This is a genomic window from Candidatus Puniceispirillum marinum IMCC1322 (assembly GCF_000024465.1).
In the GTDB taxonomy this organism is placed as follows: domain Bacteria; phylum Pseudomonadota; class Alphaproteobacteria; order Puniceispirillales; family Puniceispirillaceae; genus Puniceispirillum; species Puniceispirillum marinum.
Window position 1 is genome coordinate 1436125 of the sequence record NC_014010.1, and the last position, 14822, is coordinate 1450946.

8 protein-coding genes are annotated in these 14822 nt (G+C 41.8%); 5 read left to right on the forward strand and 3 right to left on the reverse strand.

Annotated elements, in window-relative coordinates; translation table 11 throughout:
- Nucleotides 1–56: 56 nt before the first annotated feature.
- Entirely contained in the window at nt 57–1673 is a 1617-nt protein-coding gene (locus tag SAR116_RS06685) for a DNA cytosine methyltransferase (protein ID WP_013046171.1), read from the reverse strand.
- Nucleotides 1674–2579: 906 nt separating this feature from the next.
- Here SAR116_RS06685 and SAR116_RS06690 point away from each other — a divergent pair.
- The 4 genes from SAR116_RS06690 to SAR116_RS06705 all read left to right on the forward strand — a co-directional run bounded on the left by SAR116_RS06690 (nt 2580) and on the right by SAR116_RS06705 (nt 7968).
- A complete protein-coding gene (locus SAR116_RS06690; protein WP_013046172.1) occupies nt 2580–4637 on the forward strand; it encodes a hypothetical protein in 2058 nt (685 codons plus the stop codon).
- 435 nt (nt 4638–5072) lie between these two features.
- Nucleotides 5073–6353, forward strand: coding sequence for an MFS transporter (locus SAR116_RS06695; protein ID WP_041860826.1), 1281 nt, complete (start codon nt 5073–5075; stop codon nt 6351–6353).
- Nucleotides 6354–6520: 167 nt separating this feature from the next.
- Nucleotides 6521–7141 (forward strand): hypothetical protein, encoded by a 621-nt coding sequence (locus SAR116_RS06700; RefSeq protein ID WP_013046174.1) that lies wholly within the window; start codon nt 6521–6523, stop codon nt 7139–7141.
- Between the two features lie 71 nt (nt 7142–7212).
- Nucleotides 7213–7968: a dienelactone hydrolase family protein gene (locus tag SAR116_RS06705; protein WP_013046175.1), complete on the forward strand. Its 756-nt coding sequence runs from the start codon at nt 7213–7215 to the stop codon at nt 7966–7968.
- 81 nt (nt 7969–8049) lie between these two features.
- Here the strand turns inward: SAR116_RS06705 and SAR116_RS13265 are convergent, their stop codons facing one another.
- On the reverse strand, nt 8050–10356 hold the full coding sequence (locus SAR116_RS13265; RefSeq protein ID WP_013046176.1) for a tetratricopeptide repeat protein: 2307 nt from the start codon (nt 10354–10356) through the stop codon (nt 8050–8052).
- A gap of 660 nt (nt 10357–11016) precedes the next feature.
- On the opposite strand from SAR116_RS13265, the gene SAR116_RS06715 reads away from it, so the two are divergent.
- The gene (locus SAR116_RS06715) at nt 11017–12423 is read left to right on the forward strand and encodes a tetratricopeptide repeat protein (protein WP_013046177.1); all 1407 of its coding nucleotides are present in this window, start codon (nt 11017–11019) and stop codon (nt 12421–12423) included.
- Between the two features lie 55 nt (nt 12424–12478).
- On the opposite strand, the gene SAR116_RS06720 is transcribed toward SAR116_RS06715, so the two are convergent.
- Nucleotides 12479–14233, reverse strand: coding sequence for a tetratricopeptide repeat-containing sulfotransferase family protein (locus tag SAR116_RS06720; RefSeq protein WP_013046178.1), 1755 nt, complete (start codon nt 14231–14233; stop codon nt 12479–12481).
- Between the last annotated feature and the right edge of the window lie 589 nt (nt 14234–14822).

The window sequence follows — 14822 nt, forward strand, 5'->3', positions numbered from 1 at the left end:
TTTAAACTCCACCTATGCTATTTATCAAGCTAGTGAATTTGACCCTAGTTTTCAACTTATTGTTTTAAATGAAACATTTTGGAAATCGATAGAGCAATCTGCTTTGCAAGCAATACTGGCACAGCGTTTCCGACTTGATGATATTGCTGCGTCCTATTTCCACAAAAATAATAATTATCTGGGAACGTTTGTAATCTAGCGGCCTCTCTAACTGTTAAGCTACGACATTGTGTTGGATCGGGATGAATGAAATAATGCCCGTCTTTAGAAATATGACTAACTACTGTACTAGAGGGCTTGTTCCAGACTTGAACTTTAAATCTATCATTATGGGCAACAGTGAGTAAATTTTTTGCTGTTGCCTCAACATTAGAATGGTTTGGCCTTAATTCATTAAGCCTACCCTCCCAGTCTGAAAGTCGTGGAGATTTACCAAATATTGTTCCATAAGAAGAAACTAGAAAATATCTAAGTAAGTCCCTTCGGATATGCGACCGAGTCTCATGCTGGATGAAGCCTCCAATTTTTTTATCACTAAGGGTTGATTTTAACTCATTTGAATTTGTTTGCTCAAATTCGTCTTTGCTCTCGATAAATGAAGCCCCCCGAGTAAAAGTGGCGTTTTCACCCTTTAAACGAGAATAGATATCTTTTAATTCTGAATCGAAGGAAGTCTGGTTAATTAAGTATTCTTTAATTTGTGAAATTAAAACCTCTTTCCACAATTTTGCATCATCTTTTTCCTTGGAAAGACCGCTTCTTAGTCTTGGCAAATCGGAAATTGCATCCTGTACTGTATAGGTTTTCTCGTTTGGCACCAGAGAGTCGGGAATCTTTTGAATGTCTTCTCGTATACCAACAATAATTAATCGATGTCTAGTTTGGGGGATGCCGAAGTCTTCTGATTTCAATATACATTCAGTCGAATTTTTAATTTCTTCTTCAGTTCGCTCTGGGTTCATTGAAAATAGTTTGTAGCCTTTTCGAGCGAGACTACCGCCTCTTGAAATAACAGTTTCTTCTCCAATACCACGCCTCAAACCATTGCAAATGTTGTCGAATACGCTTCCCTTATCAGCGTCCTTTCCCACTTTTGCTGATCTTAAACCTTTTACATTTTCCATTATGAAAACAGCTGGCTGATATCGATACAGTATTTTTAAATATTCAAGATAAAGAGTGTGTCTTTTATCGCTATAAAAATCAGATGCTAATCTATTTTCGAGTTGATTTTTTTCCTCTGAGCTGAGGTTGAGTTTTCCAGCTCCTGCGCCCAACATTCTCGATCTTCCGGCTAGCGAGTAAGCTTGGCAAGGAGGGCCGCCAATTAATATGAAATCTTCAGATGGACTAACTAATTTATCTAGTCTTTCGTAGAGCTCTGAATTGCCCTTTTCAGTACCTAATTCAATATTGGCAACAGCTGAAACAGCCTTTTCCCATTCAATTGGATATAATTGCTCAAGCTCAGATTGGTCAATTTCACCACGAACGAACGAATAATATTTGGAAGGCACTTTGTCAGGAGTAAATTGATTAAAAAACTTTCTCAGTGTTAGGGTTTTGTAGGCTATTGGATCCATTTCAACTGATAGCCTCACATCGAAGCCTGCTTGTGCAAAGCCTTCACCTAGTCCGCCTGGGCCAGCAAAAATATCTATTACTGGAAGCATGATAAAATAGGATCCTCGCTTGCTAGAATTCTTCTAAAAACTACTTATATTTAAACACAATAGCAGCAGATATATTTATTTTATTTTAGTTTGCCCCAAAAAATCTCAGAGCCCTATCAAGGAGCAGCCTTATGCTGTTTTCCCCCGTCCCCCCTTATGTCTGTCCTGCAGGAAAAAATACCCCACAAGACACATAAGAGGGGCATGGGTGGGTTCTAGGAGAAGCTTGGGAAGAACTAGGGTGAGCTTGAGGAAACCGCTTGGTGTACACAGGGTATACCAAATGCGCCTGTTGACAGCTGGTGGTGGTCTCTTAAACTGGCGGTATGACTTGAGTTTACTCTAAGTTAGCGCAGTATTAGGGAAATGAACCCGTCTCGGGTGCACCATTTCCTAGTCATCGTTCCCATGACACATATTTCAACCCATTGTTATCCCCAGCTTTTCTGTGTGTAATTGTGTGGGTGGTTTTTCCGTGGCAGAACGACGAGTGCATCACTTCCTATGCCGGAAGAGCTGAAGTTACTATTTTGTCAAACGAACACCTAAGAATATTCAGGATTATTATAAGTTTTCTAGGGTTGTTATCTGCCTGAAGACAAAGAGATGAGATGGTGCCTTAAAGGCGTCTTGTTCTATTGCGCAGAGGCTCTAGAGCTTTATATCAAGGCTCAAAGGAAGCAATAAGAATTAAATCTTCCATAGAGGCGCTGAGAGAAACATTCAGCCTGTTATTGATGTCCAAGGCGAGTGGATGAGTATGCTTCGTCTTATGCTGCTTTGTTTGTGCATTGTTTTCTGTTTAAGAATGTCTTTGCAAAAATACTTTAGTGTTTTGTTCAAATAGTTGTAATAAAAAAATGTAAAACGTGTCTCTTCACTCAAACCCTTGAAGAGGCTTCCTAGATGAAACAATTAATCCTTACCACTCTCTTGAGTACCACCTTGTTATCGTCTTCACTGACGTTTTCTGTAGTTGCTAGCGAACACGGCTCGCACAAGGCAATCGGTGAGACAAGTGCACTTATCCCTGAAGCTGGTCTTGCAACACAGCCTCTAAAGGATGGTGAAAGCGCAAATACCAACTTCCCATTCGCAAATTTCAAAGCCATTGCTACTGTTGGTGAAATTGATGCCGTATCAGGGTTGGCGTTGACAGGTTATCCAGATGGTCAGGCAGCCATGCTTGCAGATCATGACACTGTTCGGGTTGTCTATCAAAGTGAATCTTACGCAACAATGGGTCGTGCTCCGCAGCCTGAGACATATCCATGGCAGATGAAGAATGGGGTTTCCTTTACAGGTTCACATATCCACACAATTGATTATGACAGAGCCAAATTTGCAGATTTCATGAACACTAAAAACTCTGCAAAGGACATGGTCAAAGGTTCAGGAAAACTGTTTGATACGGTATATAACGGTTTTGGCGAGATCGTATCTGCACCATCTTTTGACCCTGCCTACCTTTCAGGCAAATGGGGTAACCAAACTCGTCCAGATGGTACTTTAGTGCAATTCAAGCCCGACTTTCAGTTAAGTGAAGCAGATTATTTCTTCCAAAGTTTCTGTGGCGCTTGGTATGAGCAAGCAAACAAATATGGCAATGGGATTGGATTTTCTGATGATGTATGGTTGACAGCTGAAGAATGGGAAATCGGTTCAATGTTCCCAGCTGGAAAGTCTGATTCATCAGCAACTCTTGGCCTAGCAAGTGTCGTTGTCGATATCGCTAATCGTACAGCTTATACTGTACCTGCGCTTGGGCAGACAGGCTATGAAAAGCTAATGCCAATCAACTCAGGTCATAAAGATTATGTGGTTATTGTGGCAGCTGGATATAACCATGGCCAAGAACCTGCGCCAAATCGGATCTATGTTGGTATGAAAGACCGTCATGCAGATGGTAGCAAAATCAACTATGCAACAGCAAATGAGCGTGATGCCTTCCTTGCACGTAACGGCTTGTTACATGGCAAGATTTATGGGCTGGCACTTGCCCCCGAAGTATTTGCTGACCTTGGCATTGAGGTGAAGCTTGATGCGAAAATGGTAGATGACTATATGAAAGACGCTGCTGCGCCAAACGATTTTGACGGTCGTTTTTATCCTACATCTTATCAGTGGTCAGGTTTTGATAAGCCATTAGCTGTTCAAGATACAGAGATGATGTTGTGGGAAAATGAAGATGAGCAGCCAGAAGGCTATGTATTCTTCAATGGTGATACCAAAACCGAACACCCTGCTGCTGACCCTTCAGGGGCTGCACGTTATTTCCAAAACATGACTGATGAAGGTGGTTTGCTTGCTTTTGACCTTGGCAACCTTGCTAAGGCTCTGAACGCAGCCAACGGTGAGCTTCCTGCATTCCTTGATGTGTCTGTAAAGCGTTCTGTTGCAGCAGTAGATGGTGCATTGACACTAAAGCTTGGAGGCGAAGGTAAGACTAAGGATGGCGATGCTTCTATCCATATGGATAAAGGCGTTGCTAAGATGGTTGCACCTGATGGCCTGTATTGGGCAAAAACAAGCGATGGTGACTATCTGATTGTTGACGAAGATTCAGGAAACAATTTCGGCGAACGCAAATATGTGCTGACAATCGATAATGACATGAATGTCACTGATGCACATCTTCTTGCGATTTCAGGTGGTAAGCATAGCTCACGTTATGAAGCAGGTGTGTCAGCACTAGGTGGTGCTTTCACAAAGCCAGGCACAACTGAATTTTCAGGTTCATGGCCTGTGACTGCTCTGATTGAAAAGAAGGCTGATGGCTCTTTCTATTCAATGGAAGAGTTGAAAGGAACAGCTCGTCAGGACATTCGCAGCAAAATCAGTACTGCTGACCAAACCTACATTGGCGTGGTTCAGGCTCGTCCAGAATCAAGTGGTTCTGTAGAAGCACATGGCGGTGATGCAGGTGGACAAATCTTTATGTTCACCATGAACCCTAAGAATTAACGGTTTCATAAAATGAAAAAGAAAGAGGCGTCATATGGCGCCTCTTTTTTGTTTCTGCGTCAAATGCCCTATCTTTCAAAGAAGAAAAATAACAACAACCAGCCTCCCTTTTAACGGTCTTCTTAAAGTCGTGTTTTTTCACCCATTGAGGGGTCACTTTCATCGACGACGTTTTCCTCAGGCTATCGCCAATATAACACTCCGTATAACAAATGTGTCTGTTGACACGAACTAGTGATTATCTAACCTATTGATATGGCTCAAGGGTGACTTGATTTGACGCTGGGCATAGGTACTTCAGCTTCCTGGGCGCACCATTTTCTCACAGCCAGTTTATCATTTATTATGTGCAACACCATTTTGGTTGCCATGTTCGTGTGCCAGCCATAAGGTAATTATATGAATGCCTTTTGGGTATAGTAATAGTGGTGAAACTTGTTTGCATATGCCCTGAAAGACAGACTTGCGCGTTCTGGCATTCATTACGGATGGGTGATGGTCAGCATCGCTTTTCTGACCACGGTATTTTCGTCAGCCGTGGGAAGCGTGCCGCAGATTCTGATCCTGCCTATGATCAGGGAATTTGGCTGGAACATTTCTGATATATCTGTGGCCACCGCCTTAATGTATGTCGTGCTGGCCTCACTTTGTCCGTTTGGTGCGGCGTTGATGCTCAGAATTGGCGTGGTGAAAGTCGTTCTTCTATCGATCATGTTGAATGCTACAGGGCTATTATTGACTATCCTTGCCTATGAAAAATGGCATTTGCTGGTCAGTATCGGTGTTTGTCTTGGTGTGGCAGCCGGCATCATTGGATTGGGGCTGGCTTCGACGATTGCCATTCGCTGGTTTAATCTCAAAAGAGGGCTTGTCATTGGCATATTGACCTCGGCCTTTGCCGCCGGGCAATTGGTATTTGTGCCGTTTATGGCATGGATTACAACGGTCTTTGATTGGCGCTTTGCCGTGCTGCCCGCCATGATTGGTATAGGCATATGCGGTTTATTATATTTTTTCTTTGGAAAAGACTGGCCCGCAGATTTAGATTTGCCAGCCTATGGCGATAAAGACATCTATCATCCACCCGCACAAAGTGCTGATAATGTAATGCTGATCAGCCTAAAAAGCCTGGCCATGGCAGCACAGCAACCAGCCTTTTGGGTTCTAGCGGGTACTTTCTTTATTTGTGGCCTGACATCAACCGGCATCGTCGGCCAGCATTTCATCCCATTCTGCGGTGACAATAATGTCGGCATTGTTCTCGCCTCATCCTATCTGGCGATGATGGGTGTTTTCAATTTCATTGGCACAATGGGATCCGGCTGGCTGTCTGACCGGTTTGATAATTACAAACTTCTGGGGGTCTATTACGCCTTACGCGGCGTGTCTCTGGTATATCTGCCCTTTAGCGATTTTGGCGTGTTGGCAATGACGTTATGGGCCATCTTCTTTGGCTTGGACTTTATCGCAACGGTGCCACCTACAGTGCGCCTGATCGGCAAGCTGTTTGGCACTGTCAGCGCGCCGGTTGTGTTTGGCTGGGTGTTTGCCGCACATCAATTTGGTTCAGCAGCAGCAGCCTATGGGGCAGGTTACAGCCGCGATACCCTATTTTCCTATGCCCCCGCCTTTCTGATTGCTGGTGCCGCCTGTTTCGCCGCCACCGCCATGATCATGTCCTACAAAGCGTTTGGGCCGAAAAAATTACATATTTAGAACTATGTCACCAGATATGGCAGAGGCAGCTGGTACAAAACACTTCTTCTTCTTGACATACGCGTTGGCATTGCTAAAAAAATCATTCAGATAGTTAATATAATAATTGTCTGAATACGCTTTATATAATCGGTTTGATGACTGTTCTTGTTACGTGTTTTTTATGAATGGAATATAAAATTAAAAGCCTCAAACGCATCATATCAATCATTTTTGTTTTTGGCTTTGGCGCTGGAGCGTCATTTCTATTTTTCACATATAAAAATAGTGATCATGATTATAAATCCATGCATGAACGTCATCACAGCCAATCTGGTATGGCTGAAGGCAACACGCATAAGCATGATGAAGTCAATATGCCGGGCTTGCAGGGCAAAGACACAACTGACCAGGAAGTTAATGACCTCAAGACCATATTCCAAGAACATAAGGGGATTAAAAGAGACGTCATCAATCTTGCAAATGGCATAAAAACAACGACCGAAGCGCATGATGTAAAATTGCGAGATGCTATTACGTCTCATGTTTCAATGATGGTCACAAGACTCCAACAAGGCAAAAACCCAGAAGTGATGATACAATCACCTACGTTGGATGCTTTGTTTGAAGTGTATGAAGAAATTGAAACTGAAATAGAAACAACTGAATTAGGCGTTGCGGTTATTCAAACATCATCTAACCCAGAAGTGGTCAAATTCCTTCAAACTCATGCGGCAGAGGTCAGCGATATGTCTGCAAGAGGTATGGTCGCAGTCCATGAAAGAATGATGCGGACAACAGATGAGTAATAATCCTGGGCCACAGCAAACTATATTTATGGTATAAAGTATCACTATTCACAATTTATCGAGGCGTTCAGATGAGAAACCTTTTTTTATCCCTATTCTCTTTTATTACCGTCGTTTCCACACTTATTGCTCCAGCCTGGTCAAATGGACATGGACATCAGATTGATTATGCTGTTGGAGACAAAAATTTTTCTGCTCACCTTGAAAAATCAACCTCATCAAAAGGTACAGTATTTATCATTCATGATTGGGACGGATTAACAGATTACGAAAAATCACGAGCCAAAATGCTGTCTGAAATTGGGTTTGACGCCATTGCTGTAGATTTATTCGGTATTGATGCAAAGTTAGACGGTCGTGATGACTATAGACGAGAAACAAGCGCACTTTACAAAGATCGTGCTCAGTTCAGAGCTAGAATTTCTGCTGCAGTGGACGCAGGCAAAGCCAGCGGTGTAAACACAGAAAATATCGTTATCATAGGGTATTGCTTTGGTGGCGCGGCTGTTCTTGAAGCAGCTAGAGCCGGAATAAAAGCCAATGGTTTTGTTAGCTTTCATGGCGGCTTAGGCACACCAGAAGGACAAAATTATAACCAGACCACGGCTCCTGTTCTTTTGCTACATGGTTCAGCAGACCCTGTTTCAGGGATGGAGGATTTAGCATCTCTTCTTAATCAGCTTAAGGAGGCAAATGTTCCTCACGATGCGGAAGTGTTTGGAGGTGCAAGGCACTCTTTTACTGTTCCCGGTTCCAGAGATTATGACGCTCAGGCTGATAAAAAATCTTGGGATGCATTACAGAGGTTTCTGAATAGGCTAAGCTAGCAATATCACCCCAAAATTGGGTTCCGAAATCAGTATATCAGCGTGGTGGCAGGGCGTTCTAGACGCACATTATTATTTCAGTTAGTCATCAAGGCCATCAAAAAGGCCCTTCAAAAATGGCTTATAATGTTTCCATTGTTGCGAACTGCCTTGATACACTTTATCTCTTACTTGCACGTTAGATGCTGTTGTGACTCTGCGCCTATTATTTTGGGGGGATAAACATTTTTCATCCCAGTCTAAATCGAGATACGTAATTAATTTATGTGTCTCGTCCGTCTGGTTCACTGTAAGCCGTTCGTAATCAAGGGTATAAATCCTTTTACCAAGCGCCGTGTCCCAAAACGCCATGAGGCTTTCATAGAGCTTGTGGTACCGAACGACATCACCAAGATCGTAACAGTAGCCAAGGCCATTGGATTTGAAATACTGTTTATAATTCGCCCAACATACGGCAGCCGGATTTCTTTTTACGTGAACTATTTTAGCTTCTGGGAATGCGGCGGCAAGCAACCCTATGTAACGAAAATTTTGGGGCATCTTGTCTGTAACCATCAGATTGCCATTGGACAAATTCTGCAATTTTGACAGATATTGTTCCCTGAATTTATGTATGGCATCTGTACTGATTGAAGTTGCGCCTCTGGCGATGAACCCACCATATTGAGCCACGAACGATAACTCACCAGCCCCCGTAACGTTTGAATGCGAGGAGATTATTTGTTCAACTAGCGTTGTGCCAGAGCGCGGCATGCCTACAATAAAAACTGGTGTTGGTTGATGGGCAAGATTACCAATATCTAGGGCGTTTTTTTCTATTTTCGGATAGCTGGATTGAAGTTGAGAAAATAGCTCAACATCCTGACTAATATTGTAATTTAAAAACTTCTTACGTAGCGCATTACCTTCACAATAATGAGTAAAAGCTTGCTCAAAATCCTCTAAATCCTCACTCGCCTTAGCTAAAGCAAAATTTATATGGCAACGTTGCTCTTCTGGCATTTTTTCGTCACGATATAGTTCTTGAAGCTTTGAATATTGGTCATCCTTTGTGAGGAATTTCTTCATTGTCGTAAGGTAATGGTAGGCTTTGGCATAACCCGGTTGCAACGCGATCGCGTCATTATAGCGTGCTTCTGCCACGTCTAATCGACCTAATTCCTGGAGCATTAAACCCAGATTAGCATGGGCAGCGACATAACCTGGTTGCAACGCGATCGCGTCATTATAGCTTGCTTCAGCCTCGTCTAATCGACCTAGTTCACGGCGTGTGCCAGCCAAATTAAAATGGGCTTTGGCATAGTCGGGCTGTAATGCTATCGCTTGTTCATAACTGGCCTCAGCCTCATCTAACCTACCCAAATCATGGAGCGTGCTAGCCAAGTTGAAATGGGCTTTGGCATAATCAGGTTGCAAGACAATCGCGTGCTTAAAATTTGCTTCGGCCGCATCTAATTTGGCAAGGCTTTGGCGCGTTATTCCCAAATTGATATGAGCATCTGTAAAGGTGGGGATCAACGCTATCACTTGCATATAGCTTACTTCAGCCTCATCTAATCTGCCCAGATCGTGAAGCGTGCTGGCCAAATTGAAATGGGCTTTGGCATAATCAGGTTGCAAGGCAATCGCTTGTTTATAACTGGCTTCAGCCTCGCTTAATCTACCACATTCTTGGAGCGTGGCTGCTAAGTTGCCGTGCGCTTCCGCATAGTCAGGTTGCAAGGCAATCGCTTGCTTATAACTGGCTTCAGCCTCGTCCAATCTTACTAGTTTCTGGAGTATCACACCCAAATTGCAATGAGCTTCGGCGTCTTTAGGAGATAATGTAACTGTCATTTGGATGGCGGTCAGCGCTTCCGCGTTTCGGTTCGTTTGCCCCAATATTGCTCCTAGCACCTTCCAGCCAAATTGATGTCTGGGAAATGTCTTAGTAAGTGATAGCGCCTGCTTTTCAGCGTCACCATATTGTCCGGCTTGATAGCATTTCAATAAACTATCGAGTTGTGCCTGAGGTGGTGTTTTCCCTGCGACTGGCAATTTTGGAGACAAGGACAGAGCTTCCAATTTTTGGCTATCAAACCCGATCTTTTTTGCTTTCTTTATCGCACGCTTGGCATCTTTAATTTGATTGTTTTTGATGAGTGCATCAACGTAGCTAAGCCAAAACTGTTCAACTTTTGGATTTACGTCTAAAGCCTTTTGAAACAACTGTAATGCCGTTTCAGACTTGCCCATTGCGATAGCTATCAACCCTAAATTATGGTTAGCATCTGGATGCTTTGGCTGGGATTGCAATATAGCCTGATAAATGCGTTCAGCTTTTTGGAGATTCCCTTGATTATGTGCGGCAACGCCATGCTGCAATGCTTGTTGAATTGTTAATTCCATTACATGCCCGCAAGGGTTACTTCAACCATTTTTAAGCTCCTGTTTTACGCGGAATTAATTTATTTATTTTTTTGAATAGCGAAATAATAATAAGATATTGAAATATACGCTTTTGCTTGCAATTTCTGATAAATTTTTAATTATCCACCCATATATACAGACCAAGAGCACCCTATAACGTAAACAGGATTTCATAGACTTTAATAGAACTATCACTTGCATTCTTGCTTAGTCAAACGTTGCTTAGGTCTCTGCATTTCAAATCCAAAAGTACGGTTGCCAGAGCGCAAATATGTCATAGGCGAGCTTACATCTTCAGCAACTCAAAAAGTGATTCTAGAAAAGATGGGACATAGAAATTGCGCAGAGGTAAATCTTTCTAGATTTTCTGATGGCAATAGAAGGCCATTTGCGTCGGTTGTTGACCCTGAAATAATCGTGCTTGCCGAGGAGGTTCTTTAGCCTTATCGCCCGAAGCTATCATTGGAGCTTATGTGTTCGTGCCGACCACTCTCTGGCCTCCGGTTGCGGGGCTGGTGATCATATTCGGAATTGATTGGGCATGTAGTTGCAGAGATGAGCTTTGTCTAGCGCTTGTATTCTGGCTGATTTTCTGTCTCTATCATACATAACAGATATCAATTTTTGTGGTTTGATTGAATGCCCCCGCAGTTGCAGATAAAACTGCCCAAGGATAAAGAAAAGCTTTTGCTAGCTTTGTTCCATAAGGGCAAATTTTCCACTATCATCCAGCAAGTTCAGGATTTAAGACTGCATTTTCCAAAAGACGTGTTTCTGTTAAACATTCTGGGCGCGTCTTATGCGCACTGTAACGACTTTACAAGCGCTATTGAGACATACAGCCAGGCCATCAGCATTAGTCCCAAGGATGCTGAATTACATTTCAATCTTGGTAGGGCCAAGAAAATGACTGGGGATATAGATGGCGCACTGACAAGCTATCAACAAGCCCTGCGGCTTAATCCTAGAAATGCTACTATCTACAACAATATTGGCAATTTATGGCTGAGCAAGGGCAACTTGCCCAAAGCTGTAGACAATTTACAAATGAGCATCAAATATAAGTCAGACTTTGCTTTTGCCCATTTTAACTTGGGATGTGCATTTCAGGCACAGCAAAGATTTGATGATGCTATAGACAGTTACAACAAAGCCATTCTACACAAGCCAGATTACTTTGAAGCCCAACATAATCTGATTGATATTTTGACATATCACATTCCCAACGCCGATGGCTCCAATTCCTTGATAAAGGCCAACAATGCTATCCGCTCCATTAAAATGAACGATATAAGCCAATCACTGTTTTTAAACCGCGATATAAAGGCTTATTACAAACAAATGTATGATATTGTTTCGCTATATGATGTTGAAAAACCTTGGCCATATTCGCAGATTTATCAAAGAAATGATGTGGATCTAAACTGCAAAAGACATAAATCTATTTTTGAAAAACATAATGTCATCCCAAAATTTTGTTTTGGGTGCTATAAAGTGGAAATTCTTCCAATTAATGTGGCTGATCTTTTTAAGACAGTATTTCTTTTCAGCAAGCTGAAACTTCAAAACAACAATGCTAGGAAATGTTTTGTTGAACTAAGACCAAAAATTTCAGGAACCTATAAGGGACTGATTTACTGCTCAAGCCTTGATGAGGCTATTAGTGCAAAGCAAGCACTGGCTGATTTCACAGCCCCCCATTTTCAAAAAGCACCGCAAATAAGCATAAAACGGGGTTGTAGCGAATTTGGTGAGTTATATCCGGACTATAAACATATAAACTATACTGGCGCACAAAAAATGATCTATCCTGAAGCATGGGCTGCTGCTGAAGATATCTATGATAGGCAGCAAACCTTTTCTGAAAAACCACAAATCACCTTGTCAATTTTGAGCCTTAGCAATGCGCTAACCATGCTAAATTGGCTTAGCTATGCTAAAATTATAGGTGATAGTAGTTATCACGACATAAGCAATAATGTTTCAGTCTCCAAGTATATTGAGACGAATTTGAAAAACCAGATCACAAAGCGTGTTTTATCTTAAGAGCTCATGCAAAATATCATCAAGGTTGCCAGACCCGTTTGCTTATGACGCATTTTTATGAGTCTAATATCTCAATCATAGGCTTTAAAAATGCTTGATATGCTTCCCATGAGTCAGAAGATCCCTGGTAAATTTTATTGCGCACTTGCATGCTAGACGCGGTTGTTACTATTGATTTTTGTTTCTGAATATCTAGATAAGAACGATCCCAGCGTAGTCCTAAATAATGGAATAATTGCTGAGCTTCATCTTCGGGGCTTTCGGTTAGTTTTTCATAGTTCAGACTATAAATTGCCCTAGGAAACACTTTCTGCCAGAACTTCATCATGTTGTTATATAAAATATAATAATGTGCGATATCCTGCATATCAAAGGTGAAAGCCATACCCTCTGCTGGAAAGTAGGTTTTAAAATTTGACCAACAGATTGCTGCTGGTTTTCTGGTTATATGAACAATTTTGGCGTGAGGAAACGCTTTTTTAATAAAGCCAATCCATCTAAAGTTAAGTGGCATTTTGTCTGTAAAAAATGCTGGATTACCGTCATTCTCAAGATATTTTAAATAACGATCACGTATATTGATTATCGTTTTATTTTTATTTTTATTTTTCTGTTTATACCACCCACTCTCATGCACTGATTTATTCATATATTCAAGCTCACCCAAAGCGGTGACGTCAGGGTGGGCTGCGATAATTTGCTCAACTAAGGTGGTTCCTGACCGAGGCATGCCCACTATAAAAATTGGCTGTGGCTCGAAACTTTCAATTCTTAAATTCATATCTCCAATATCTGAATTAAAATATTTTAGTATATTATTGAAAATTGTTACATCCTTATTAAATGTATAATTAAGCTGACATTTTCTGTTTGAATTGGCTGAAATCAGATATTGCATGCCTGCTTGCGCGTTCTGATTGTCAAATTCTATTTGTGCCAATGCATAGTCAAAGAACATTCTATCTGGGCTTCCTTTTAACGAAGCCATTCTCTTATCAAGAATATGTTTAAAAATTGGGTCGGTACGTGCTACTTTTTCCACTGACGTATAATGGTAATATGGTTCGGCATAGTTTGTTTGTTTTTTAATTGATTCGATATAAAGGACTTTTGCGCGTTCTCGATTTCCCATCGCCCGTTCCAAGTTGCCAAGACTGTTGTAAGACAGTGCAAAATTTGGATTTATCTTAATGGCCGCTTCAAAGGCTTTGCGCGCATGTACAAAATTTCGCACCTCAAAACATACAACACCCAGATTATGTTGGGCTTCAAAGTAATCTGGCTTGTGTAGAATGGCTTTGTTGTAACTGTCTATAGCATCATCAAATCTTTGCTGTGCCTGAAATGCACATCCCAAGTTAAAATGGGCAAAAGCAAAGTCTGACTTATATTTGATGCTCATTTGTAAATTGTCTACAGCTTTGGGCAAGTTGCCCTTGCTCAGCCATAAATTGCCAATATTGTTGTAGATAGTAGCATTTCTAGGATTAAGCCGCAGGGCTTGTTGATAGCTTGTCAGTGCGCCATCTATATCCCCAGTCATTTTCTTGGCCCTACCAAGATTGAAATGTAATTCAGCATCCTTGGGACTAATGCTGATGGCCTGGCTGTATGTCTCAATAGCGCTTGTAAAGTCGTTACAGTGCGCATAAGACGCGCCCAGAATGTTTAACAGAAACACGTCTTTTGGAAAATGCAGTCTTAAATCCTGAACTTGCTGGATGATAGTGGAAAATTTGCCCTTATGGAACAAAGCTAGCAAAAGCTTTTCTTTATCCTTGGGCAGTTTTATCTGCAACTGCGGGGGCATTCAATCAAACCACAAAAATTGATATCTGTTATGTATGATAGAGACAGAAAATCAGCCAGAATACAAGCGCTAGACAAAGCTCATCTCTGCAACTACATGCCCAATCAATTCCGAATATGATCACCAGCCCCGCAACCGGAGGCCAGAGAGTGGTCGGCACGAACACATAAGCTCCAATGATAGCTTCGGGCGATAAGGCTAAAGAACCTCCTCGGCAAGCACGATTATTTCAGGGTCAACAACCGACGCAAATGGCCTTCTATTGCCATCAGAAAATCTAGAAAGATTTACCTCTGCGCAATTTCTATGTCCCATCTTTTCTAGAATCACTTTTTGAGTTGCTGAAGATGTAAGCTCGCCTATGACATATTTGTACCCAAGTAATTTTGTTCGGCGACTGATCTCTTTACGCAGCGCTTGCTAAATTCCCTTAGACGTGTGAGGTAGCGATACTGCGGCCATATCAACAAGCAAAGCGTCTCCCATAATCAGATGCCTCTGTTGTAAATAGCTTGTCTCCAGCATTTGAAACAACTTAGAGATCAATTTGTATTTTTCTTGAAACGGAAGGTGATTCTTAGGGCGATTC